Origin of the sequence: Thiohalobacter thiocyanaticus (genome assembly GCF_002356355.1) — a bacterium.
GTDB lineage: Bacteria > Pseudomonadota > Gammaproteobacteria > Thiohalobacterales > Thiohalobacteraceae > Thiohalobacter > Thiohalobacter thiocyanaticus_A.
The window spans coordinates 1,485,683-1,509,043 of record NZ_AP018052.1; the positions used below are offsets into that span (position 1 = coordinate 1,485,683).

General features: G+C 66.2%; 28 protein-coding genes. 19 read left to right on the forward strand and 9 right to left on the reverse strand.

Annotation, left to right across the window (positions count from 1 at the left end):
- Positions 1 to 210: 210 nt before the first annotated feature.
- On the reverse strand, positions 211 to 990 hold the full coding sequence (locus tag CFK21_RS06845) for an ABC transporter permease (protein WP_096365961.1): 780 nt from the start codon (positions 988 to 990) through the stop codon (positions 211 to 213).
- A gap of 1 nt (position 991) precedes the next feature.
- Positions 992 to 1,927, reverse strand: a complete 936-nt coding sequence (locus tag CFK21_RS06850) for an ATP-binding cassette domain-containing protein (protein WP_197703023.1) — start codon at positions 1,925 to 1,927, stop codon at positions 992 to 994.
- 138 nt (positions 1,928 to 2,065) lie between these two features.
- Between CFK21_RS06850 and CFK21_RS06855 the strand changes: the two genes are divergently transcribed.
- The gene (locus tag CFK21_RS06855; protein ID WP_157745468.1) at positions 2,066 to 2,920 is read left to right on the forward strand and encodes a hypothetical protein; all 855 of its coding nucleotides are present in this window, start codon (positions 2,066 to 2,068) and stop codon (positions 2,918 to 2,920) included.
- Between the two features lie 3 nt (positions 2,921 to 2,923).
- On the opposite strand, the gene greB is transcribed toward CFK21_RS06855, so the two are convergent.
- Positions 2,924 to 3,424 carry a transcription elongation factor GreB gene (greB, locus tag CFK21_RS06860; protein ID WP_096365963.1) on the reverse strand — a complete coding sequence of 167 codons (501 nt, stop codon included), beginning with the start codon at positions 3,422 to 3,424 and terminating at the stop codon, positions 2,924 to 2,926.
- Between the two features lie 89 nt (positions 3,425 to 3,513).
- On the opposite strand from greB, the gene rtcA reads away from it, so the two are divergent.
- The 5 genes from rtcA to CFK21_RS06885 all read left to right on the forward strand — a co-directional run bounded on the left by rtcA (position 3,514) and on the right by CFK21_RS06885 (position 6,802).
- Entirely contained in the window at positions 3,514 to 4,554 is a 1,041-nt protein-coding gene (gene rtcA / locus CFK21_RS06865; protein WP_096365964.1) for an RNA 3'-terminal phosphate cyclase, read from the forward strand.
- A 130-nt stretch (positions 4,555 to 4,684) separates the two neighbouring features.
- Positions 4,685 to 4,891 (forward strand): hypothetical protein, encoded by a 207-nt coding sequence (locus CFK21_RS06870; RefSeq protein ID WP_096365965.1) that lies wholly within the window; start codon positions 4,685 to 4,687, stop codon positions 4,889 to 4,891.
- 125 nt (positions 4,892 to 5,016) lie between these two features.
- Positions 5,017 to 5,214, forward strand: a complete 198-nt coding sequence (locus tag CFK21_RS06875) for a hypothetical protein (protein ID WP_096365966.1) — start codon at positions 5,017 to 5,019, stop codon at positions 5,212 to 5,214.
- Between the two features lie 18 nt (positions 5,215 to 5,232).
- Positions 5,233 to 6,054 carry a tRNA cyclic N6-threonylcarbamoyladenosine(37) synthase TcdA gene (tcdA, locus tag CFK21_RS06880; RefSeq protein ID WP_096365967.1) on the forward strand — a complete coding sequence of 274 codons (822 nt, stop codon included), beginning with the start codon at positions 5,233 to 5,235 and terminating at the stop codon, positions 6,052 to 6,054.
- A gap of 4 nt (positions 6,055 to 6,058) precedes the next feature.
- A complete protein-coding gene (locus CFK21_RS06885) occupies positions 6,059 to 6,802 on the forward strand; it encodes a spermidine synthase (RefSeq protein ID WP_157745472.1) in 744 nt (247 codons plus the stop codon).
- A 99-nt stretch (positions 6,803 to 6,901) separates the two neighbouring features.
- Here the strand turns inward: CFK21_RS06885 and CFK21_RS06890 are convergent, their stop codons facing one another.
- The 3 genes from CFK21_RS06890 to CFK21_RS06900 form a co-directional block, all read right to left on the reverse strand.
- On the reverse strand, positions 6,902 to 7,645 hold the full coding sequence (locus tag CFK21_RS06890) for a ferredoxin--NADP reductase (RefSeq protein WP_096365969.1): 744 nt from the start codon (positions 7,643 to 7,645) through the stop codon (positions 6,902 to 6,904).
- Between the two features lie 175 nt (positions 7,646 to 7,820).
- Complete coding sequence (locus CFK21_RS06895; RefSeq protein WP_096365970.1) at positions 7,821 to 9,296, reverse strand: cryptochrome/photolyase family protein; 1,476 nt, start codon at positions 9,294 to 9,296, stop codon at positions 7,821 to 7,823.
- The gene (locus CFK21_RS06900) at positions 9,274 to 9,936 is read right to left on the reverse strand and encodes a HEAT repeat domain-containing protein (protein WP_096365971.1); all 663 of its coding nucleotides are present in this window, start codon (positions 9,934 to 9,936) and stop codon (positions 9,274 to 9,276) included. The genes CFK21_RS06895 and CFK21_RS06900 overlap by 23 nt, the downstream gene beginning before the upstream one ends.
- Positions 9,937 to 10,081: 145 nt before the next feature.
- On the opposite strand from CFK21_RS06900, the gene msrA reads away from it, so the two are divergent.
- Genes msrA through CFK21_RS06915 form a run of 3 tightly spaced genes read left to right on the forward strand, consistent with a single transcriptional unit; the run spans position 10,082 to position 11,723 of the window.
- Positions 10,082 to 10,735 (forward strand): peptide-methionine (S)-S-oxide reductase MsrA, encoded by a 654-nt coding sequence (msrA, locus tag CFK21_RS06905; RefSeq protein ID WP_096365972.1) that lies wholly within the window; start codon positions 10,082 to 10,084, stop codon positions 10,733 to 10,735.
- Complete coding sequence (locus tag CFK21_RS06910) at positions 10,732 to 11,268, forward strand: DUF488 domain-containing protein (protein WP_157745475.1); 537 nt, start codon at positions 10,732 to 10,734, stop codon at positions 11,266 to 11,268. The genes msrA and CFK21_RS06910 overlap by 4 nt, the downstream gene beginning before the upstream one ends.
- Entirely contained in the window at positions 11,268 to 11,723 is a 456-nt protein-coding gene (locus CFK21_RS06915; RefSeq protein WP_096365974.1) for a putative signal transducing protein, read from the forward strand. Before CFK21_RS06910 ends, CFK21_RS06915 begins: the two co-directional genes overlap by 1 nt.
- A 6-nt stretch (positions 11,724 to 11,729) precedes the next feature.
- Here the strand turns inward: CFK21_RS06915 and CFK21_RS06920 are convergent, their stop codons facing one another.
- Both CFK21_RS06920 and CFK21_RS06925 read right to left on the reverse strand, forming a co-directional pair.
- Positions 11,730 to 13,448: a potassium channel family protein gene (locus CFK21_RS06920; RefSeq protein WP_096365975.1), complete on the reverse strand. Its 1,719-nt coding sequence runs from the start codon at positions 13,446 to 13,448 to the stop codon at positions 11,730 to 11,732.
- Between the two features lie 10 nt (positions 13,449 to 13,458).
- Positions 13,459 to 13,842 (reverse strand): DUF6394 family protein, encoded by a 384-nt coding sequence (locus CFK21_RS06925; protein WP_096365976.1) that lies wholly within the window; start codon positions 13,840 to 13,842, stop codon positions 13,459 to 13,461.
- A gap of 209 nt (positions 13,843 to 14,051) precedes the next feature.
- On the opposite strand from CFK21_RS06925, the gene CFK21_RS06930 reads away from it, so the two are divergent.
- The 5 genes from CFK21_RS06930 (at position 14,052) to CFK21_RS06950 (ending at position 18,297) form a co-directional block, all read left to right on the forward strand.
- Positions 14,052 to 14,831, forward strand: a complete 780-nt coding sequence (locus tag CFK21_RS06930) for a response regulator (RefSeq protein ID WP_096365977.1) — start codon at positions 14,052 to 14,054, stop codon at positions 14,829 to 14,831.
- Between the two features lie 133 nt (positions 14,832 to 14,964).
- The gene (locus tag CFK21_RS06935) at positions 14,965 to 16,041 is read left to right on the forward strand and encodes a PA0069 family radical SAM protein (RefSeq protein ID WP_096365978.1); all 1,077 of its coding nucleotides are present in this window, start codon (positions 14,965 to 14,967) and stop codon (positions 16,039 to 16,041) included.
- A 149-nt stretch (positions 16,042 to 16,190) separates the two neighbouring features.
- On the forward strand, positions 16,191 to 16,601 hold the full coding sequence (locus CFK21_RS06940) for a CDGSH iron-sulfur domain-containing protein (RefSeq protein WP_096365979.1): 411 nt from the start codon (positions 16,191 to 16,193) through the stop codon (positions 16,599 to 16,601).
- Positions 16,602 to 16,614: 13 nt separating this feature from the next.
- Entirely contained in the window at positions 16,615 to 17,307 is a 693-nt protein-coding gene (locus tag CFK21_RS06945) for a rhomboid family intramembrane serine protease (RefSeq protein WP_096365980.1), read from the forward strand.
- Positions 17,308 to 17,310: 3 nt separating this feature from the next.
- Positions 17,311 to 18,297 carry a metallophosphoesterase gene (locus CFK21_RS06950; RefSeq protein WP_197703024.1) on the forward strand — a complete coding sequence of 329 codons (987 nt, stop codon included), beginning with the start codon at positions 17,311 to 17,313 and terminating at the stop codon, positions 18,295 to 18,297.
- 85 nt (positions 18,298 to 18,382) lie between these two features.
- On the opposite strand, the gene CFK21_RS06955 is transcribed toward CFK21_RS06950, so the two are convergent.
- Entirely contained in the window at positions 18,383 to 18,877 is a 495-nt protein-coding gene (locus CFK21_RS06955; protein ID WP_197703025.1) for a CDP-archaeol synthase, read from the reverse strand.
- 186 nt (positions 18,878 to 19,063) lie between these two features.
- Between CFK21_RS06955 and CFK21_RS06960 the strand changes: the two genes are divergently transcribed.
- The 5 genes from CFK21_RS06960 (at position 19,064) to CFK21_RS06980 (ending at position 23,355) form a co-directional block, all read left to right on the forward strand.
- On the forward strand, positions 19,064 to 20,773 hold the full coding sequence (locus CFK21_RS06960; RefSeq protein WP_096365981.1) for an HDOD domain-containing protein: 1,710 nt from the start codon (positions 19,064 to 19,066) through the stop codon (positions 20,771 to 20,773).
- Positions 20,770 to 21,198 (forward strand): ATP-binding protein, encoded by a 429-nt coding sequence (locus CFK21_RS06965; RefSeq protein WP_096365982.1) that lies wholly within the window; start codon positions 20,770 to 20,772, stop codon positions 21,196 to 21,198. Before CFK21_RS06960 ends, CFK21_RS06965 begins: the two co-directional genes overlap by 4 nt.
- Complete coding sequence (locus CFK21_RS06970; protein WP_096365983.1) at positions 21,195 to 21,524, forward strand: STAS domain-containing protein; 330 nt, start codon at positions 21,195 to 21,197, stop codon at positions 21,522 to 21,524. The genes CFK21_RS06965 and CFK21_RS06970 overlap by 4 nt, the downstream gene beginning before the upstream one ends.
- Before the next feature lie 210 nt (positions 21,525 to 21,734).
- The gene (locus tag CFK21_RS06975; RefSeq protein WP_096365984.1) at positions 21,735 to 22,523 is read left to right on the forward strand and encodes an MlaE family ABC transporter permease; all 789 of its coding nucleotides are present in this window, start codon (positions 21,735 to 21,737) and stop codon (positions 22,521 to 22,523) included.
- Position 22,524: 1 nt separating this feature from the next.
- Positions 22,525 to 23,355, forward strand: a complete 831-nt coding sequence (locus CFK21_RS06980) for an ABC transporter ATP-binding protein (RefSeq protein WP_096365985.1) — start codon at positions 22,525 to 22,527, stop codon at positions 23,353 to 23,355.
- Positions 23,356 to 23,361 lie beyond the last annotated feature (6 nt).

Genomic DNA, 23,361 nt, shown 5'->3' on the forward strand with positions numbered 1-23,361 from the left:
TCCATTGACCACGGCGGCTTCTGGATTCCGGCCTGCGCCGGAATGACGGGGAATCTCAAACAGTATTGTAGGTTGGGTTAGCCCGTAGGGCGTAACCCAACGTTCAGACCAAGGCCCGTTGGGTTACGGCGCTACCGCGCCTAACCCAACCTACAGTGACACACTCGGATTTGTCCGTGCTTTCCGTGTATTCCGTGGCGCTCTTTCTTTTTACACCAGCAGCCGCCGGCGTACCAGCACCACGGCCAGGTAGTAGCTGACCAGGGTATACGCAGCCAGCACGGAGAGGTGCAGGCCGACGTCGGTCACCGCCTGGCCGGCAACCAGCGGTCGGGTCAGGGCCACGGCATGGGTCAGGGGCAGCACCTGGACAATGCCCTGCATCAGCGCGGGCAGACTGTCGATGGGATAGAAGACCCCGCACAGCAGCATCATGGGCGTGACCACCAGTACGAAATAGTAGTTGAAGAAATCATAGTTGGAGGCCAGCGCGCTCATGATGATGGCCGGTCCGGCGAAGCACAGGCCGGTGAGAAACACCACCGGCAGGGCCAGCAGGGCCTGCCAGCCGTTGACCACTCCCAGCAGGCTGGCCACGGCCAGGATGGCGATGCCGCTGAACAGCGCCTTGGTGCCGCACCACAGCATTTCGCCGGCCAGGATGTCGTCGATCTCCAGCGGCGTCGCCAGCAGTGCCTCGTAGGTGCGCTGCGGCACCATGCGGGTGAACACCGAATACATGCCCTCGAAGCTGGCCGTGGTCATGGCCGAGGAGGCGATGATGCCCGAGGCGAGGAAAGTCAGATAGGGCATGTCCGCCATCTGGCCGATGAAGATGCCCAGCCCGTAGCCGAAGCCGAGCAGGTACAGCAGCGGCTCGCCGAAGTTCATCGCCACGGCCGGGCCGAGCAGTTTGCGCCACACGCGCAGGTTGCGCCTGAGCACGGTCAGGGCGTCGCGGCGCAGGCTGGGCAGTCGCCAGTCGAACATATCAGTCGCGCAGCTCCCGGCCGGTGAGTTTGAGAAAGACATCCTCCAGACCGGCGGGCCGGTGCATGAAGGTCAGCTCGGGGTCCGACTGCAACCGCTGCATCAGATCGCGTGAACTGTGGGTATAGCAGTACAGGCTGGTACCCATCTGTTCGATGCGGCAGTCCGGCTCCGGCTGCAGCCGCTCCAGCAGTTCGCCCCGGCCGCGGATCTCGATCACCTCCGGTTCCACGTGGCGCTGTATCAGTTCGTTCGCTGTGCCCTGGTCGAGGATGCGACCCTGGTCCATGATCACCAGTTCGTCGCACAGGCGCTCGGCCTCTTCCATGTAATGGGTGGTCAGCACCAGGGTGGTGCCGCGGCGGCGCAGTTCCATCAATCGGCCCCAGATGATGTGCCGGGCCTGGGGATCGAGGCCGGTGGTGGGTTCGTCCAGGATCACCAGTTCGGGATCATTGATCAGGGCCCGGGCAATGGTGAGACGGCGTTTCATGCCGCCGGAGAGGGTCTCGGTCTTGGCACGACGGCGCTCGGTCAGGGCCGCGAACTCCAGCAGGCGCTGAATGCGGGCCTCGGTGTCGGCCCCGCCCAGACCGAAGTAGCTGGCGTAGACCTGCAGGTTTTCCTCCACGCTGAAATCCGGGTCCAGGTTGTCCGCCTGGGGCACGATGCCGACCCGGCGCCGCACCTCGCGTGCCGCTGCCGGCAGGGGCAGATCGAATACCGTCAGTTCGCCCGCGCTCATGGGGGTGAGGCCCATCAGCATGCGCAGGGTGGTGGTCTTGCCGGCGCCGTTGGGGCCGAGAAAGCCGAAGCACCTGCCGCGCGGGATGCGGAAATCGATCCCGTCAACGGCGCAGTGGTGGTCGTAGAGCTTGCTCAGCCCGCGGGCCCGGACCAGGGGCGCGGCCGGCATGTCGGCTTGGGGAAGGGGCATCGTCTGGATGGTCTCTGCCTGTGCATGAAGCCTCGTGAGCATACCGAATCCACCAGAACGGTGAAAGCTGTCGCAATACAGGGGCGGGAGCGGCATGTTAACCTCGGGGTTGTTGAACTGTCCCGGGTTGAGGTGCCGATGCCGTCCATGCTCCGCAAATCGCTGCTCAGCCTGTGCATCCTGCTCCTGCTGGGACTGGCGCATGGCGGCTGGCTGGATGCGGCCGGGCGTGACTATACCGAGGCCGGCTTCAAGCGGGCGCTGGTGACCTTCGGCATTGCCCGCGGGCTCAATGGCGTCATTTCGGTTGCTCAGGGGACCGAGGTGGCCTTCCAGCCGGCCGGGGTGGGGGTCAACTTCGCTCCGGGGCAGATCCTGGACCCGGCCAACGATCTGATCGAGCGCTTCTCCTGGGTGATGCTGGTCAGTTCGACCTCGCTGGGCCTGCAGCGGGTACTGCTGGACATCACCGCCTGGACCGGCACCACCTGGCTGGTCACCCTGGTGGCCGCGCTGGGGTTGATCCTGCTCTGGTGGCGTCCGCGCCGGGTCGGCGACTGGCCGCAGCGTCTGCTGCAGCTGACGCTGCTGCTGCTGGTGATACGCTTCGCTATCCCGCTGATTGCACTGGCCGGCGAGGGCGTGTACGGCCTGTTCCTGCAGCCACGCTATGCCGCCTCCACCATCGAGCTCGAACAGAGCACTGAGCGGATCGGTCGCATCAATGAATCCACCCGTCAGCGGCTGGAGGAGGAGGGCGCACCGGGCCTGCTGGAACGCGCCCAGCGCGCCTACGATTCGATGGTGGGCTCGCTGGACATCGAGGCGCGCACGGCGGAACTGCGCGCGACCGTGGCCCGGGTCAGTGAGCACACCATCGACCTGATCGTGGTGTTCGTGTTGCAGACCGTGATTCTGCCGCTGCTGTTCCTGTGGCTGCTGGCGAAACTGGCCAGGGGGCTCGGCCGCTGGCTGTGGACCGGTTCCGGGTGAGGCTCAGGATTCGGGATAGCGGATGCCGTTGACGTAATAACGCCGCAGCCCCTGCGGGGTCTGTACCTCCACTTCGTCGTCCAGGGTCTTCTTGAGCAGCGCACGCGCCATGGGCGAGTCGATGCTGATCCAGCCGCGGGCCGGGTCGAACTCGTCGCCGCCGACGATGCGATAGGTATGTTCCCCGCCGGTCTCGTCCTCGAGCGTCACCCAGGCCCCGAAGAAGATGCGCTGCGGATCGCTCGGGGGCTGTCCCGCCACCCGCAGTTCGGGCAGGCGCTTCTGCAGATAACGGATGCGCCGGTCGATGCCGGCCAGTTCCTTCTTGCGGTAGATGTACTCGGCGTTTTCCGAACGGTCGCCCTCGGCCGCGGCCGCAGCAAGCGCCTTTGTCACCTCCGCGCGGCGCTGCCACAGGCCCTTGAGTTCGTCCTGCAGGCGGGCGAAACCGTCAGGCGTGATATAGGGCGTGCCTTTGGGCTGCGGTGGACGGTAACGTGACATGGCGGGCCGTGCAGAATGAAGAGTGAAGAGATTGTAGCGGCTGCGGTCGGGGCTGTAACCCGGTCCGCACTCCGGTACAATGTTCCGACATGAACCAGCCTGAAGTCGCACAACCCCTTTCCCTGGACGGTTCCATCGGCGAGGGCGGAGGGCAGGTGCTGCGCACCGCACTGTCCCTCTCGCTCTGTCTGCAGCGACCGTTTCGTATCGAGAATATCCGCATTGGCCGCAAGCGCCCCGGACTGCAGCCGCAGCATCTGGCCGCAGTGCGTGCCGCCACGGCGATCAGCGATGCCGTTGTCGAGGGCGATGCACCCGGTTCGACCGCGCTGAGCTTCGCGCCGGGCCCGGTACGGGCCGGGGTCTATCACTTCGATATCGGCACCGCCGGCAGCACCGGGCTGCTGCTGCAGACCCTGCTGCCGGCGCTGATGCTGGGCGAGGATGACTCCACCCTCACGCTCGACGGCGGCACCCACAATCCCCTGGCCCCGACCTTCGAATACCTCAACCAGGCCTATCTGCCCATGATCAACCGCATGGGGCCGCAGATCCAGGCCGAACTGGTGCGTCCCGGCTTCTACCCGGAGGGCGGTGGCCGCATCCGGGTCCATATCCGCCCGGCCGTGCATCTGTGGCCACTGCAGATCCCGCGGCGCGGCAAGGTGCTGACCCTGGACGGTCAGGCGCTGGTCGCCAATCTGCCGCTGGAAATCGCCGAGCGGGAGCTGGCCGTGCTCCAGTCCGGCCTGGCGGTGCATGCCGGCGGTCTGCAGGCCCATCGCGTCGAGGACTGCATCAGTACCGGCAACGCAGTCTGGGTGAGTGTCTACAGCGAACACATCACCGAGGTGTTCAGTGTGCTGGGTGAGAAGGGCGTGCCTGCCGAGACGGTTGCCCAGAGCCTGGTGGACCAGGTGCGGACCTACCTGGACGAAGACGTTCCGGTCGGTCCCTGGCTGGCGGACCAGCTGCTGCTGCCAATGGCTCTGGCCGGCCAGGGCAGCTTCCGCAGCCTCGAGCCCAGCGCTCATACCACTACTCAGATCGAGGTTATTGCCGCTTTCACCGGCCGGCGTTTCCAGGTCCGACCGACAGACAAGGGGCACGTCCTCATCAGTCTGGAGTGACGTCCGGCAGGCCGTGATATATAGTTGGATCGCACTTGATTTCAACCAAGTCGTCCCCGCCTTTCCGGGCAGGGCGTACATGGTTTTCTCCCTGATGTCCGGTCAATGACTGTATGAACGAGGAGGTCATATGTCTGGTACCTATACACTCAAGGCGGATCCCCTGAAACATCGTGACGAAGACACCGGCTATCGCATCGGCTGGAAATATAAATACAAGTTCGAACGCGGTGCGCTTGACGGCGAGATGACCTACGGCGAGGCCAGAAAGAAGGCCGCGGAGTTGCAGGCCAAGGAGCCGGAAAAGGTGTTCTACCCGGAAATCATCCGGGAGTGAAGCCTGCATCCGCCGCAACCGGCGCCGCCCCTCGGGGCGGCGTTTTTTTGTTTGAATCATCACACCAGGGTCCCGGGATGCCGGCAGGGCCGGTTCCGGGTTATCCTGTGTACAGGAGGTGCAGTATGCAGGTTTCCAGCCTATATCCGAGCCGTGCCGGCGATCCCGAGATTCCCCCCGGCTTCCCGCCGGAGGAGCCGCCCACCGAGGTGCCGCCCGGTATCCCGCCGGACCAGCCCCCGGAGGAGCCGTCACCGAGCGGGCCGGTGGAAGTGCCGCCCGACAGTCCGACCGAGGTGCCGCCACCGCCACCGGCGGCCTGAACCGGGCCGTATGATCGTATGGACAGTTACGAGGAACGCTTCGGCGGCGTGCGCCGCCTCTACGGCGCGGCCGCCTTCGCCCGTCTCCCGCAGTTGCACCTGTGCGTGGTCGGCCTGGGCGGCGTGGGTTCCTGGGCCGCGGAGGCGCTGGCGCGCACCGGCGTCGGCCGGCTGACCCTGATCGATCATGACGACATCAGCCCCTCCAACGTCAACCGCCAGCTGCACAGCCTGAGCGACACGCTGGACCGGTCCAAGGTCGAGGTGATGGCCGAGCGGGTGCGGCAGATCAATCCCTGGTGCAGGGTGGAAGTGGTCGATGATTTCCTTACCAGCCGCAACCTGTGGGAACTGCTGCCGCTCGGCTACGATTATATCATCGATGCCATCGACAGCATCCGCTTCAAGGCAGACATGATCTATTTCTGCAAGCGCAACCGCATCCCTGTCATCACCACCGGCGGCGCGGGTGGGCTGACCGATCCCACCGCCATCCGCATCGCCGATCTCACCCGCACCTGGAACGACGCCCTCGCCGCCAAGGTGCGTTCACGCCTGCGTGCCGAGTATGGCTGGACCCGCAACCCGTCGCGCCGTTTCGGCATCGAATGCGTCTTCTCCACCGAACAGGCGGTCTATCCCCGGGCGGACGGAAGCGTGTGCACGGCCAAGCCCGGCGTCCATGGGGTGCACCTGGACTGTGAAATGGGCTACGGCTCGTCGGTGGCAGTGACCGCAGGTTTCGGATTTGCCGCCGCGGCCCGGGTGCTGGAACGCGTGCTGAGGCATGCCGGCGCTGCCAGTGGCGCCGGCAGCGTGTCGGCCGCCGGCGGCGACTGAGCCGGTGGCGGTCATCTGGCGGGGACGGCGCGCCGGCGTCGACTATGAGGTGCGCAGTGCCGGGCGCACCCGCAGGCTCTACACCAATGGTGTACTGCATACCCAGTACAATCCGCGCCAGGCCCTGACCGGCAGCGTGTGGGACCTGCTGCTCCTGCCGGCCCTGCTGCAGCCGCAGCGCCGCTTCGAACGGGTGCTGGTGCTGGGCGTGGGCGGCGGTGCCGTCATCAACCTGCTGCGCCGTCATGCCCGGTTCGCCGCCGTGACCGGAGTGGAGCTCGATGGCCTGCACCTGCAGCTGGCGCGGCGCTTTTTCGATCTGGACACTGAAGGCGTCGAGCTGGTGCAGGCCGATGCCCGTGACTGGCTGCTGCGATACGAGGGTGAGGCCTTCGACCTGATCATCGACGACCTGTTCATGGAAGTCGACCGGGAACCGGCCCGCGCGGTCAGTGCCACTCCGGCCTGGTTGCGGCTGCTCGACTCCCACCTGACCCGTCGCGGGTTGCTGGTGATGAACTTCCCCGGCCGGGCCGACCTGCGCCAGTGCGGATTCACCGCCGCACCGCGGCTGCGCGCCCGCTACCGTTCGGCGTTCGAATTCACCCATCCGCGGCTGGAAAACGCCGTCGGCGCCTGGCTCAAGTTCTCCGCCAGCAGCCGCGATCTCAGACGCACGCTTAAGACCCTGCCCGAACTGGACCCGGCCCGCAGCCGGCTGGAATACCGCATGAGCCGGCTTGGGTAGGATGGGTGGAGGCGCATCGCGCCGTAACCCATCATTTTGCCGCGCCGCGATGGGTTGCGCTTCGCTTCACCCATCCTACTGTCTGTATCGGGAAATGACTCAGTGGTACTTCTCGGTGGTGATGTGCCCCGGCTCGCGCTTGCGATGACGCTTCATGCCGCGGCTTTCGAGCAGCTGCTGGGTGTCCTGAATCATGTCCGAGTTGCCGCACAGCATGACATGGGCATCGTCGGCCTTGAGTTCCAGCCCGATGCGCTGCTCCAGTTCGCCGGATTCCAGCGCCGCCGGGATGCGCACCTTGAGCGCGCCCTTGTGTTCGGCGCGGGTGACCAGCGGCACGAAGTCGAGCTGATCGCCGTGTTGTTCCAGGAGCTGCATGATGGTGTCCTGGTAGGCCAGGTCATCGGGCGTGCGTACCGAATGGCACAGCACCAGACGCTCGAAGCGCGACCAGGGCTCCTCGGTCTTGAGGATGGACAGGAAGGGGCCGAGCGCGGTGCCGGTGGCGAGCAGCCACAGGTGGCGGTGCTCGGGCAGTTGGTCCAGGGTCATCATGCCGTTGACGGCGGAGTTGACCAGGAACTCGTCGCCCTTTTCCAGTTCGGCCAGGCGCGGCGACAGCGGGCCCTCGGGGACGATGTTGAAATAGATCTCGTGGGTCGATTCATGCGGGGCATTGACCAGTGAGTAGGGCCGACCGACCCGTTCGCCGTCGATGTCCAGTCCGACGCGGACGAACTGTCCGGCCTTGAACTCCGGCAGCGGGGCCTCGAAGCGCAATGAATACAGTTCATCGCTCCACTGCACCTTTTCCGTCAATGTTGCCTTCAGCCAGTCGGCCATTGCACACCTCGCGTTTGTTTCAATGCATCTTTATAGGGGCTGTCCGGCGCGGACTCAACCCTGGAAAGACCGGGTGTTTCCGGCCAATCGCCCATTATACGGGACCGGCGGTTGCTCTGCAGGTGCAGGTCGGACCATGACGTAGGTCGGGTTACGCCTTGCAGGCTAACCCGACCTACATTGTGAGTCGGTTGTGCGTGCGGATGGCATCCCACCCCGCCAGGGCGCGTTCGCGCGAGGCCTTCAGGTCGACCAGCGGCCGGGGATAGGTCGCGCCGGGTTCCACGCCGGCTTCGGCGAGCACTGCTGCAGGCGCCTCCCAGGGCCGGGCCAGCCATTTGTCCGGCAGTGCGGCAAGTTCCGGCAGCCAACGGCGCAGATAGCTGCCGTCGGGGTCGAATTTCTGCGCCTGGGTGACCGGATTGAAAATCCGGAAGAAGGGGGCGGCGTCGGCACCGCAGCCGGCAGTCCACTGCCAGCCCAATGTATTGTTAGCGAGATCGGCGTCGACCAGGGTGTCCCAGAACCAGCGCGCTCCCTCCAGCCAGTGAATGCCCAGATTCTTGGTCAGAAAGGAGGCGACCACCATGCGCACCCGATTGTGCATCCACCCCGTGTGCCACAGTTCGCGCATGCCGGCGTCGACCAGCGGGATGCCGGTGCTGCCGCGTTGCCAGGCGCGCAGCGAATCGGGGTCATTGCGCCAGGGAAAGGCCTTGAAGCGGCTGTCCAGCGGCCGTTCGGCGGTCTCCGGGAAGTGATACAGCAGGTGGTGGGCGAACTCGCGCCAGGCCAGCTGGCGCAGGTACTGCTCGCCGGCGCCGACCAGGCCGGGGCTGCGCCGTGCACCTGCATGCTGCTGTATCCGGGCGAGTACCTGGCGCGGTCCCAACTCGCCGAAATGCAGATGCGGCGACAGCCGCGAGGTGCCGTCCGCGTCGGGGCGGTCGCGCGCCTCGGGGTAGCGCTGCAGGCGTCGTTCCAGCAGCGTGCGGAGGCGGTTGTGCGCCCCGGTCTCGCCCGGTTGCCATTCATCGTGCAGGCCCGCATCCCAGTCGTGTTCCGGCAGCAGCCCGAGTGCGTCGAGTTGCAGCGAGTGTCCGCGCCGGCGCGGCAGTCCGGGCAGTTGCGACGGGGTGCGTTGCGGGGCGAGCGAGTCCAGCCGCGGCTGCAGGCTGCGCCAGAAGGGGGTGAACACGCGATAGGGGCGGCCCTGCTGATTCAGGTGGTCCCAGGGCTCGACCAGCAGGGCGGCATTGAAACTGTGGCAGGCGATGCCGCGTTGTTTCAGTTCGGCCTTGATGTCGCGGTCACGGGCGATGGCGGCGGGCTCAAGGCGTCGGTTCCAGTAGACGGCCGTGGTACCGCTGGCCGCGACCAGCTGCTGCAGGCAGGCGCCGGCTTCGCCCTGCAGCAGGTGCAGCCGGCTGCCACGTTCGCGCAGTGCCGCATCCAGGGCGGACAGGCTGTGATGCAGCCACCAGCGACTGGCCGCGCCGGGGGCCCAGGGATCGGTATCGGTTTCCAGGATATAGACCGGGATGAGCCGGTCGGCATCGCGGCAGGCGGCGCGCAATGCCGGATTGTCGGCCAGTCGCAGGTCCTGGCGGAACCAGAGGATGGCTGTGTCAGTGGAGGGTGATGCCGGCATCCTGCAATACTTCCAATGCCTCCTGTGCCACCTCGACCACGCCCGGGTCGCTGTCCTCCAGCCGGGCCCTGAGGTAGGGCACGGCCTCCGGACTGGCGCTCATGCCCAGGTAATGACAGGCATCGTTGCGCACCAGGGCCTGCTCGTGCCGGGTGAGTTCGCCCAGGTCCGCCACCCCGGCCTGCAGGGCCTCGCTGCCGGCCAGATCCTCCATCACTGCGCCGATGCCCAGCCGGACCTGCAGTTCGGCCTCGGTATCGGCCAGCGGCACCAGCAGGCCCTTCAGTGCCGGCGGGTCGCGGCGGATGTGGTCGACCACCTGCTGGAGCTTGCCCTCCTTCAGCAGTTCCTGGAAATACTCGGCCAGCCCCTCGGAGCTGCCGGCGCGCTCGGCCCATTGCTTGAGTTCCGCCGGCGAGCGCAGGCCTTCGAGTTCGAACGGACCCAGCCGTACCCAGGGCACGGCCCGGATGCCCAGTTTCTCAGCCAGATCGGGGCGCAGTTCCAGGTTGATCACTTCCAAGCGGCCGATGCGGCCCTGCTTGATCAGTTCACTCAGGCCCTGCAGTACGGTGGGGCAGTGCGGGCAGCGGCTGCCCAGCACCATCAGGGCATCGGGGGGAGAGACGGTGTTGTTCATGCGGCTATCCTGGTTGATGTCGGCATAACCCTACACCAGCCGGAAAGATGAGGACAGCCGCGACACCACGACATCCATGGGGGAATGGTGGCCAGTGCCGGGGCTTTGCGTCAGACTTGGAACAAAGTGCAACAGGAGGGCAGACATGTTTGGGCTCAATCGCAAGACCGGGATGCCGGCCCCGGAGGAGGCGCTGCCCGGACGCGAGGCGGCCATGCCGGTGCCCGAGAGGCATTACGTCACCGGCCACCCGCTGGTCCCGCCTTTCCCGGCAGGGATGGAACAGGCCATGTTCGGCATGGGCTGCTTCTGGGGGGCGGAAAAGGGCTTCTGGGAACTGGACGGGGTGTACAGCACCGCGGTGGGCTACGCCGGCGGCTACACGCCCAATCCCACCTACAGGGAGGTATGTTCCGGCATGACCGGGCATAACGAGGTGGTGCGGGTGGTGTTCGATCCGCGCCGCATCGACTATGCGGAGCTGCTGCGGGTGTTCTGGGAAGGCCACGATCCCACCCAGGGCATGCGTCAGGGCAATGATGTCGGCACCCAGTACCGTTCCGGCATCTACACCTGCAGCGAAGAGCAGCAGCGGCTGGCCGAGGCCTCGCGCGAGGCCTATCAGGCTGCGCTGCATGCGCGCGGTTATGGCGGGATCACCACCGAGATCCTGCCGGCGCCGACCTTTTATTACGCCGAGGACTATCACCAGCAGTACCTGGCCAAGAATCCGGGTGGTTACTGCGGCCACGGCGGTACCGGCGTGGCCTGCCCCACACCCGCACAGGCCGGGCCGTGACCCGGTTGTACACCGTCGGCCACAGCAACCGTACGCTGGCGGCGCTGCTGGAGTTGCTGCAGGCCGCCGGCATCCGGACCCTGGTGGATGTGCGCGCCCGGCCGCGCTCCGGGCGCTTTCCGCATTTCAATGCCGACAGTCTGGAGCAGGGGCTGGCGGCGCAGGGCAGGGTGTACCGCTGGGCCGGGCGCGGGTTGGGCGGGATGCGCCGGGCACGTCCCGATTCGCCGCACGCGGCGCTGGGCGATGGACTGCGCGGTTATGCCGACTATATGGATACGTCGGCCTTCCGCCGGGCGGTGGCGGAACTGGTGGAACTGTCCGCGCAGGCGCCCACGGCCATCATGTGTGCCGAACGCGATCCGCTGCAGTGCCATCGTTCCCTGATCAGTGATTATTTGATGCATCAGGGTGTGGAGATCTGCCACCTGATCGCGCCGGGCACACAGCGCGGACACCTGCTGCGCCCGGAGGCGCGGCCGACATCCGCCGGGCTGGTCTATGACCGCCATGCCCAGGGCGAGTTGCTGTAGTGGTCGATTTCATCGACATCGATCACGACCGCCTGGAGACCGTGGCCAGCTTCACCGATCCGCTGCAGGCGCATATCGCCCGCGGCCGGCTGGAGGCCGAGGGCGTGCCGGCCTATGTGATCCATGAAAACCATGTCTGGGCCGCCTGGTTCCTGTCCAATGCCCTGGGCGGGGTGAAACTGCAGGTCGTCGAGTCCGATGCCCGCCGGGCGCGGGAGATCCTGGCCGCCGATCGCGAAGGCGAGTATGCCGAGACGCTCGACCTGCCGGAAGACGAGGTTGCGCCGCCGGCCTGTCCGCACTGCGGTGCCGCGGATTCGTTCGCCCGGTTTTCCTGGCAGACCCTGCTGCTGGTGATTTTCAGTCTGGGCATCGTGGGCGTGATCTTTCCGCCGCGGCGCGACCTGCGTCAGTGCCGGGTATGCGGCACCCGCTGGCGGCCGGAGCCGGAATGATCCGGCTCACTGTACCGTGTCGGGCCGTTCGGCGTCGCGCCCACGGCGCAGCAGTCGCCAGATCAGGCCGTCGGGACGATCCTCGCCGGTGAGCAGATAGTTCAGCACATTGTAGTTCTGCACGCTCAGTTCCAGCTGGCGCCTGGCCTCGCTCACGCCGCACAGCAGCAGCCTGTCCCCGCGTTCGAGTTCGAACTCATCCTCCGGCAGCAGAAAGGTGTCGCCGCCGCGCTTGATCAGCAGCACCACCAGGGCCAGCCCCTGTTCGCAGTCCTGCGGGTCGCGGGTGATGCGGCACAGCGGTACCTGTCGGCCCTGTCCGAGCAGGTCGTGCAGCGCACCGGCGTGTTCCGCATCCAGACTCTGGGCCCAGAGTTCCGGGGCCCGGTCGGTGACCACGCCGGAGACGCGCGAGACCAGCAGGTTGGCCCAGTCCTCGTCCTTCTTCCGGGCGATGTCCAGGAAGTCCTGCAGCAGCGGGGTGATGATCCTTGAGAGGATGCCGCGCACGGTAATGGTGCTGGGCTGCATGATGAAATCCGGCGCCAGGGCGCCGAAGATGTCGTCGCTGCGGCGTTCGTTCTGCCGGGCCACGGTGAACAGGTCCTCGTTGATATCCTTGGCGGTAATCAGGATGGACAGATTGTTGCTGTCGTCGTCGGTGGCGGCAATGAGCCCTGCGGCCGACTCGATGCCGGCCGCGATCAGGGTTTCCGCCTCGGTGCCGCGGCCGATGACGGTGCCTTCGGGCGGCTCGGTGCGCCCCGGATCGGCTTCGATGATGCGGGTCTCCACGTTCTCGACATCGAGTTCGCGGCGCAGTGCCTTGCCGAAACGGCCATAGCCGCACAGGATCCACTTACCGGGCGGTGGGGTGACGAAGTCCTTCAGCGGCGCATTGTGGATGCTGGTGATCCACTCGTAGATCAGGTACATGCTGGGTGAGTGGAACAGCATGGCGAAGCGGTCGCTGAAGGTCTCGAAGGGATTGATGATGAAGTCGGTGCCGAAGGAGGCCAGGTTGGCGGCCATGTCGCGGGTCTGGACCCGGCTGATCATCTGCTTGTCCGGGCTGAGCAGCTTGCAGGTGATGGCGATGCGCAGGTTGACGCGGTCGTCGTCGGTCACCGCGATCACGCCGCGGCAGTCGGGGTGGCGCAGTCCGGCCGCGGCCAGGGCCTCGGAGTCGCTGGCGTCGGCGCGCAGCCCCGGCACGAACATCGGCAGGTCCTGCAGCTGCAGGGCGTCGATCCGTCCGCTGTCGATGTCGAGTACGCTGCAGCCGATGCCGCGTGCGGTCAGTTCCTCGACCAGCAGGGTGCCGGTGTCGTCATAGCCGCAGACGATATAAAAGGGTGTGTACAGCCGCTTGACCCGGCGGCGGAAGCCGCTGAATTCCAGCACCCGGCGAAAGGTGCGGTCCTGGATGATGGTGAGCAGCGAGCCGATCCCATAGAGCCAGCTGATCACGGTCAGATAGATGCTGAGCGTGGCCCAGCCGCGCTGCGCCGGCGTGAAGGCGTAGGGGATCTCGCCGAAACCGATGGTCGAGCCCATGAAGCTGACGAAATAGAAGGCATGGAAGAAATCCATGTGCCAGACGTTGCCGGCATCGTCCTGCCCCGGGATCAGCATGAAACCGAGCACCGAGATGGAATAGGCCGCCATGATGGCGATCAGCGGCCGGCGCATGCGCCGGAAGACCAGAAAGACGATCTGTTCCATGGCCCCGGCCTCAGCGGCGCAGCATCACGGTCTCGACGATCAGTATCACCACGGAGGCGAAGTTGGCCACCAGCGCACCGCCGGACAGCCCCACGATGTCGGCCATGACCTGCGGCGTCAGTCCGACCATGCTCACCTGCTCGGCATACCACCAGACCAGCGTCGCCGCGATGAGTTGCAGGTCGGCCACCAGACTGGTGGCGAGCAGTACCGCGCCGATGTGGGTGCGATCACCGAATTTGAGCACCGTGGCGACCAGGCTGACCACCAGGGCACCGAACAACTCATACTTGTTGTGGTGCAGGGGATTGGATATCTCACCCATGACGAAGCCGAAATTCAGGGTCAGGGCGAGCAGGATGAAGAAGGCGAACACGACTTTTTCGAGGTTCATCACGGTCTCCGGAAAGGGCGGTTAAATTTGTGTGATGCGCCTGAGCTGCCAGGGGTGTCGTCAAATGTATTTGTTTTGTGGCGGATTATCAATTCGTTAGTTATCGCGTTGCGCATGCGGCCGGGCTTGGTTATCGTTACCGGGAGAAAAATAACCAAGCCGGCGGGGGCAAGGCCAGACCGCCGGCGGGCAATGCCCGGGAACGCCCTATGACCATCCACACCGTCCTTGTCGTCGATGACTCGCCCTCGGCCCGCCTGGTGCTGACCAAGCAGCTGCGCAGCCTCGGCTATGAGGTGGAACAGGCCGGCTCCGGCGAGCAGGCGCTGACCGCCATCGCCCGGGAGCGCCCCGGTGCCGTGTTCATCGATCATGACCTGCGCGGGATCAGCGGCTTCGAGACCGCGTTGGAGATCGCCAGCCGGGCCGCCACGGCCGACATTCCGGTCGTGATGATGACCACCAACCTGTGCGAGGATTTCAGCGCCCGCGCCCGCGCCCACGGCGCGGTGGCGGTCATGGCCAAGGGGCCGGATGCCAGCGGCCTGGCGCAGCTGCTCGACGGGCTGCAGCAGGCTGACCATGTGTCCACGCTGAACGAGACCGGGGGTGGCGTCAGCGGACGTCCGGATTCCGCCACGGTCACCCGCATCGGGGAAGAGCTCAGGCGCGACATCCGTGAGCATCTGCAGCTGGCCGTGACCTCCGCCTGGATCGATGCCGAGCAGGGCGTGATCGAGGATATCCCGCGCCTGGTCCAGCGGCTGCGTCCGGTGGTGGAGCAGGCCCTGGGGGCGATGATCGACGAACTGGTGCAGGAACGCCTGGAACTGCACCTGCGCGGCGTCATGGAGGATTACACCCGCGAACTGACCCGCAGCATGGACGGTGCCTTCGCCCGGCTGCGCCGGGGCGGGGACGACAGACCGCCCCCGTCCCCGGCGACGCGCCTGGCCGGCACCGGCAAGGGACCGTCCGGCCCGGTCTGATCCCCCGTCCGCGCCGACGCCGATCCGGGTTACAATGGCCCCGATGCGGCAACCCCAGCGTGCAACCCCGATGTCCCCTACCCGTCACCTTGCCGTGACCCTGCCGCCCCACGGCCACCCGGGAGGCTGAACCATGGCCATCCGCTACGACAGCCCGTTCAAGGGCCGCGGTGCGGGCAGCAACCCCGACAACCGCTTCGAGCAGTACAGCCGCGAGCGCGTCGATGACGGCTGGGACAGCCTGGCACAGACGGAGCAAGTCCCAGGCACCACGCTCGAGGTCGATAGCAGTCGTCGTGTGATCAGTTACAACCAGTCCCCGGACGTGCCCTTCGATCGTTCCATCAATCCCTATCGGGGCTGCGAGCATGGCTGTGTGTACTGTTTCGCCCGCCCCACCCACGCCTGGCTGGGCCTGTCACCGGGGCTGGATTTCGAGACCCGGCTCTACCACAAGCCCGATGCGCCCGAGCAGCTGCGCCGGGAACTGGGCCGACGCGGCTATACGCCCGCACCCATCGCCCTCGGCATCAATACCGATGCCTACCAGCCGGTCGAGCGCCGGCTGGGCCTGACCCGGCGCATCCTGAAGGTACTGGCCGAGTGCCGGCATCCGCTGACCATCGTCACCAAGTCCGCTTTGATCGAACGGGACCTGGACCTGCTCGCACCGCTGGCCGCCGACAATCTGTGCCGGGTGGCGGTGTCCCTGACCACGCTCGACAGCCGGCTCAGTCGGCGGCTGGAGCCGCGCGCCGCCGCGCCGCACCGGCGGTTGCAGACCATCGCCCGCCTGAGCGCGGCGGGGGTGCCGGTCAGTGTGCTGGTCGCGCCCCTGATCCCGGTTCTGACCGATGCCGAACTGGAGGCCCTGCTGGAGGCGGCGCATGAGGCCGGGGCCTGTGACGCCGGCTATGTGCTGCTGCGGCTGCCGCACGAGGTGAGGGATCTGTTCAGCGACTGGCTGCAGATGCATGAACCCCTGAAGGCGGAGCATGTGCTCAACCGCATCCGCGACTGCCGCGGCGGGCGGGATTACGATGCGGCATTCGGCAGCCGCATGCGCGGCACCGGGATCTTTGCCGACCTGCTCGCGCAGCGGTTCGGAAAGGCGTATCGGCGATTGGACTTTCCCGGCGCGCCGTCGCTGGACTGCAGCCGCTTCCGGCCGCCGCGGGAGGAGACCCCGCAGCTGGGGCTGTTCGACTGATTCGCGGGTCAGGCCGTAGGATGGGTGGAGGCGCTTGTGCCGTAACCCATCGAACACCGCGCGCGATGGGTTGCGCTGCGCTCCACCCATCCTACGGCCTGCGGCCTCCGTTCAACCTAATGTGATGAATACACAGACAGGAGTCATACATGTCCAACCGCATCAGGGTCATCCCCAACGGCCCGCTGATCCTGTACGGCGATATCGAACTGCAGGACGGCCAGGGCAGGGTGCTGGAACGCAGTGCCGAGATCGGCCTGTGCCGCTGCGGACTGTCGCAACGCAAGCCCTGGTGCGACGGCAGCCACAAGCAGTCCGGATTTAGCGATGATGCCTGCTTCGAGGATGATCGCGCGCAGACACCGGATCAGGAACCCGCGCCGCTGACCGTGCAGGCCCGCGCCAATGCCATGTACATCGCCAGCGGCCCCATGACCCTCGAGGGCGCGCAGGGCAGCACCACCACCCGGACCCGGGCCGCCTTGTGCCGCTGCGGGCAGTCCCAGCGCAAGCCCTTCTGCGACGCCAGCCACAAGGCCTGCGGCTTCGAGGCCGACTGAGCCGCGTCCCCGCATGTTTCCACTCAAGGACGACAATCCGGCCGCGTTGCCGCCGATGATCACCGTGGCCCTGATCGCGGCCTGCGTGCTGGTGTTCTTCTGGCAGCTGTCGCTGGGCCAGGCCCAGCAGGCCGCGGTATTCGCGTTCGGCACGGTGCCGGCAGTACTGTTCGGCCTGGCCGAACTGCCGCCGGAACTGCAGCTGATTCCGGCCGAACTGACCCTGGTGACCAGCATGTTCATGCATGGCGGCTGGATGCACATCATCGGCAACATGCTCTACCTGTGGATTTTCGGCAACAATGTCGAGGATGCGATGGGACACGTGCGGTTCATCGTCTTCTACCTGGTCTGCGGACTGGCAGCGGTGCTGGCCCATGCCTTGCCCGGTCCTGAATCCACCGTGCCCATGATCGGGGCCAGCGGGGCCATTTCCGGCGTGCTCGGCGCCTACCTGCTGTTGTATCCGCATGCGCGGGTACTGGTGGCCATTCCCTTCGGTTTCATCATCCAGACCTTCTACCTGCCGGCGGTCGCGGTGCTGGGGCTGTGGTTCGTGATTCAGCTGTTGAACTCGGCCACCACGGCTGCCGAAGGCGGCGGTGTGGCCTGGGGCGCGCACATCGGCGGTTTCGTCGCCGGCATGCTGCTGGTGCCTCTGTTCAAACGCCGCGACGTGCCCCTGTGGCAGCGGCCGGGACGCTGAACCGTGCGCGGCTCGCCATTCCGAAGCGACCCGGCGCTGACCCGGCAGCTGATCGAGCGGCTGGGTCGTGTCCATGCCCGCCAGCGGCTGGGTCTGGAACAGGACTACGAGGCGCGGGTGTTCGGTCAGGGCCGCAACTTCTTCCACCTGGAGAACTGGTACTCGGTGCACGGCCTGATCCGCCTGCTGTTGCGAGCCAGCCTGCTGCACGGCCGTGGGCGGCGCAACGCCCGCCGCATCCGGGTCCGGCACAACCGTGTAGCCATTCCTCATCTGCCGCCGGTCTGCGCGGGGCTGCGACTGCTGCACATCTCCGACCTGCACCTGGATATGGCCGAGGACATGCCGGCGGTGCTGAGCGAGACGGTGCGGGAACTGGACTACGACCTGTGCGTGCTGACGGGAGATTTCCGCGCCCGCACCCACGGCCCCTGCGAGGCGGCCCTGCACGGGCTGGAACGCCTGCGCACACACCTGGCCTCGCCGGTCTATGCCATCCTCGGCAACCATGACAGCATCCGCATGGTGCCGGGGATCGAGGCGCTGGATATTCACCTGCTGCTGAACGAATCGGTACGCTTCGCGCGGGGCGATGACGGTATTTATCTGGTCGGGGTCGACGATCCGCACTACTACCGGGCCGACAATCTGGAGAAGGCCGTGGGCGGGGTGCCCGATGAGGCGGTCACCATTCTGCTCGCGCATTCGCCGGAGCTCTACCGCCAGGCCAGCTGTCTCGGCTTCGATCTGATGCTGTGCGGCCACACCCACGGCGGCCAGATCTGCCTGCCCGGGGGGCGGCCGATACTGTGCAACGCCCGTGCCCCGCGTGCCCTGTGCCGTGGCGCCTGGCGCTACAACGGCATGCAGGGTTATACCTCGGCCGGCTCCGGCGCCTGCATCGTCGATGTGCGGCTCAATTGCCCGCCGGAGGTCACGCTCCACACCCTGATGCCGGCGCAGGTCGGAAGCAGTGCGTTGGAGGGGTGAAGGCGTGTAGCGGCGCAATCCATCAGGGGCCTGATCAGTGATGGCTTGTGCTGCGCTCCACCCATCCTGCGTGTCTGACGCCTCACTAATACGGCCGTTTGCGGATGCGCAGCCGGTAGAGCAGTTTCGACAGCAGCAACTCCAGGATCAGGAAGGCCACGACCAGCAGGGTGATGGTCAGCGCATCCAGTTGCAGGTGCTCACCTACCAGCAGCAGCGGCAGCAGGGCCTCGGGAATCTGGTCCAGCCCCAGGGCCTGGCTGCTTGCCGGTCGTCCAAGCCGGCGCTTCACAAAGCTGGACAGGGCGTCGCCGGCCATCGCCCCGAGGGCGAGCAGGCCGCCCAGCCAGGCCGGTTCGCCCAGCATCAGCGCCGCGACCGGGGTGAGGAGCAGGGCGCTGACAACGCCGCGCACGGTCTTGGATCCGCCCAGCAGCCGCTGCTGGTCGGACAACACCAGGCCGCCGTCGAGCGGCCAGTCGAAGCGCCGGCCCAGCAGTCGCTGGGCCAGGATCGGCGCGCCATTGGCCACCATCAGCAACAGCAGCAGAGCGAGGGAGGGGGGCAGGACGGAATCCATGCGGGACGATTGCAGCCTTCGTGGTTAAAGTCTGAGGACACTCTGATTGATTTTTTTTGCGCATCCCGGTGCAGGCCGGCATGACGGATTAACCAGGACCTTCCTAAATGATTGTATATCAAGTCAAGTTTGTGTTGCCGTGGACGCTATAAAGGCGTAGGGGACGAGAATACAACAGATTCAGGGATGAACAGCCAGCCCATTTCACCGCAGCAACTGGAACGGATCCGGCCTTCCGACCTGCCGGCGCCGCCGCGCGAGGCGCTGCGGGTGGTACAGGCCTGCACCGATCCGGCCATCGACAACCCGCAGTTGGCCGAGTTGATCGAGCGTCTGCCCAAGCTCAGTGCCGAACTGCTGCGCCTGTCCAACTCCTCCTTCTTCGCCCTGCGCAGCCAGGTCAGGAGCATTGCCCATGCCGTATCCCTGCTGGGGCATCGCAACCTGCGCAATCTGTCCCTGTGTCTGGCCATGCGCGATGCGGTGGCCGCGGACGCGATGCCCGGCTTCGATCTGGAGGCCTTCTGGGAGGACGCACTGCGCCGTGGCGTGGCGGCCCGATTGCTGGCAGGCGAGGTCGGACTGGACGGCGACGAGGCCTTCACCGTCGGACTGCTGCAGGATTTCGGGCTGCTGATCGGATTCTACCTGCGTCCCGATCGCAGCCACGAATGGATCTGCCTGCGCCCGCTTGATCCCGAGGCGCGCCTGCAGGCAGAACGTACCCTGTTCGGCATGACCCACACCCAACTCGGGCAGACCCTGGCGCGGCAGTGGGCGTTGCCTGAAGAGCTGAACGAAGTCATCGGCCTGCATCACGCGCCGGTGCTGACGGAACTGGAACCGCATGTGCAGTCGCTGTGCCGGCTGGCGCGCAGCGCCGACTGGCTGGCGGCTGTCTATACCGCAGACGACAGCCGCGGCGTCATCCACCGCTGCCGCGAGTTGCTGCACGGCGACTGGGGCCTGGAGTCCGCCGTCACCGATGCATTGCTCGATCACATCAACCAGGCCATGGCCGAGGCCGCCCAGGCCCTGAACCTGCCGATTGCGCACCAGACCGGCCTGGACGAGGTCATGCGCGCGGCCAACCTGCGCCTGGCCGAGGACAATCTCAGCTTCCAGGAAATGACCCTGGAACTGGAACGCGCTCTGGATGAGCGCAACCACATGGCCCATGAACTGGAGCGGGAACTGACCCTGGCCCGCGAAGTGCAGTGCAGCCTGATGCCCCGGCGCGAGGTGCCGCGGGGTCGGGTTATCGGCGTCAATCATTCCGCCCGCCGGTTATCCGGCGATTTCTATGACTATTTCCCGACGCGTAATGACCAGATCTGGTTCGCCATCGCCGATGTTTCCGGCAAGGGCATGAACGCCGCCCTGCTCATGGCCAAGGCCAGCAGCCTGTTCCACTGCCTGGGCAAGGTGCTGGTGGATCCCTCCATGCTGCTGGCTACCCTCAACCGCGAGATTGCCGAAAGTGCCATCCGCGGCATGTTCGTGACCATGGTCATCGGTATCTACGATGTTCACAGCGGCCGGGGAAAACTGGCCAATGCCGGGCATCTGCCGGCGTTGCAGGCCGGGCCGGACGGGGCGATACGGGAATTCCCGGCCCTGGCGCCGCCGCTGGGCATACTGCCCGAGGGAAGGTTCCCCGCCGTGGAGTTCGACCTCACTGCCGGTGAGTTGTACCTGTTCACCGACGGCCTGATCGAGGCCGAGGTCCAGGGGGCGCCGCTGGAACTGGAGGGGCTGGCCGGGCTGATCCGGCGCGAGCGTCATCTGGAACTGGAACAGCGTTTGCATCGGATCATGGACGCGGTTATCCCCGCCAGCGGCAGTCCACGTGACGACCTGACCCTGCTGGCCGTGGATTTGACGACATCAGAATGAAACAGGCAACGCGATTGCTGCGGATCGAGTTCGAGGCCCTGCCGGAGCGGCTGCAGCTGCTGCGCTGCCTGCTGCGCGAACTGGCGGCGGGCGCCGGTTTCACCCCGGAGCAGCGGGATGCCGTGGTGCTGGCGGTCAACGAGGCCTGCGCCAATGTCATCCAGCACGCCTATGCCGGGCGCGACCCCGGGCCGGTGGTGCTGGAGGCCTATGCACTGGAGGCCGGGCTGGCGTTCGAGCTGATCGACTGGGGCCAGGGCGTGGCGCGCGGGCAGTTGCGGCCGCGGCCGCTGGAACAGCTGCGCCCGGGAGGGCTGGGGATGCACTTCATGCAGAGCATCCTGGACGGCATGGAGTACTCGCCCTCGCCCGAGGGCAACCGCATGCGCATGCGGGTCTACCGGGAGTACGGACAGGGACGATGACACACGCCGAGGTGAATCTGGACCGGGGCTACGCCGTGGTCGCGCTGCAGGGCGAGATCGATCTGTACAGTTCGCCGCAGGCGCGCGAGTTGATCCTCGGCTGCCTGGAGGAGGGCCGACCCACCCTGGTGGATCTGTCCGCAGTGAGTTACATCGACAGTTCCGGCGTGGCCAGCCTGGTCGAAGGGCTGCAGAAGGCGCGTGCGGGCGGGCTGGCCTTTGCCCTGGTCGGCGTCAGCGAGGCGGCCATGAAGGTGCTGCAGCTGGCGCGGCTGGATACGGTGTTCGACGTCTATTCCGGCATCGATGCCTGTCCGGCGGTTTAGAAAGCATTATGGAGACAGATCTGATCAGCGAACCAATACCCGTCATTCCGGCGCAGGCCGGAATCCATTCCCATAGGTCGGATCAGCCCGAAGGGCGTAATCCGGCGCCGGGCCATGTCGGGTTACGCTGCGCTAACTCGACCTACGCTTTTTTTTGGAATTTTCCGTGTCATTCCGTGTGGTTCCGTGGCCATTAACCAGAGATAGCCTGTGTATGCCCTGACCGAAAACCTGGGCCGGCGCGTGGCGCGCGGCATCGACGAGTTCGGCTATGCCGCGCTGCTGCTGGTCGAAAGCCTGTACTGGCTGGTCGCCGGGGCGCTGCGCGGCCAGCCGGTGCGGCTGCGCGCCGTGGTCACCGAGATGATGCGCATCGGTGTGGCGGCGATTCCCATCGTCGCCATTCTGGCCTTTGCCAACGGCGTGATGATGGCCCTGCAGGGGGTCTATACGCTCAAGGATTTCGGCGCCGAGTCCCAGGTCATCCCCGGACTGGCGCTGTCGATCACGCGCGAGTTCGGCGCGCTGATTGTCGGCATTGTGGTGGCGGGGCGTTCCGGTTCGGCCATCGCCGCGCGCATCGGTTCGATGCAGATGTCGCAGGAGATCGACGCCCTGCGGGTACTGGGCGTGAACCCGGTGCGCTACCTGGTCGCCCCCATCCTGCTGGCGATGCTGGTGATGGTGCCGGCGCTGACCATCCTGGCCAATCTCATGGCCCTGACCGGCGGCGGGCTGCTGTGTGTGCTCAAGCTGCACTTCAGCCTGGCCACCTACTGGGAGTCGGTGATTGCCTACCTGGAGGTGTCTGATGTCATGCAGGGCCTGGTCAAGAGTCTGGTGTTTGCGGTGCTGATCGCGCTGGTGGGCTGCACCAACGGTTTCATGGCCCGCGGCGGAGCGGACGGCATCGGTCATTCGACCACCCGTTCAGTGGTCTTGTGCATCGCCGCAATCGTCATTGCCGATATGCTCTTCACCCTGTTCCTGAGCCGCTGACATGGACGCGGCAGCGAAACCGGGCGCACGTGAACGCATTCAGCCGGGCCAGCCGGTGGTCGAGGTGCAGGGCCTGGGCGCACGCTATGGCGAGGTGAGCGTGCTGGAGGATGTCGACCTGGACATCAGCGCCGGCGAGATCCACGTGATCATGGGCGGCAGCGGCTCGGGCAAGTCCACCCTGCTGCGTCACCTGCTGGGGCTGAACCGCCCGGCCGCAGGCACGGTGCGGCTGTTCGGCCAGGACATCGGACGTCTCGGCGAGCGCGAACTGCTGGCGCTGCGCAAGCGCATCGGCGTGTCCTTCCAGGGCGGGGCCCTGTTCAGTTCCATGACGGTGGAGGACAACGTTGCCTTCCCGCTGCGCGAACACACCCGGCTGGATGAGAACACCATCCGCATCATGACCCGCATGAAGCTGGAGGTGGTGAACCTGGCCGGCTTCGAGGACCTGCTGCCCAACCAGCTCTCCGGCGGCATGGTCAAGCGCGCGGCGCTGGCCCGGGCCATTGTGATGGACCCGCAGCTGTTGTTCTTCGACGAGCCCTCGGCGGGACTGGACCCGGTGGTCTCGGCCGAACTCGACGAGTTGATCATCCGCCTGCGCGATATCATGAAGATCACCATCGTGGTGGTCACGCACGAACTGGAGAGCGCGTTCAAGATCGCCGACCGCATCACGGTGCTGGACCGCGGTCGCATCCTGATGACCGACACCACCGAGGCGGTGCGGGCGACGGACCAGTGTCGTGTCCAGGCCCTGCTGCAGCGCCGGCCGGAGGCGCTGCAGCTCGACGCCGAGGATTACCTGCAACGACTGACCAGGCAGTGATCAATA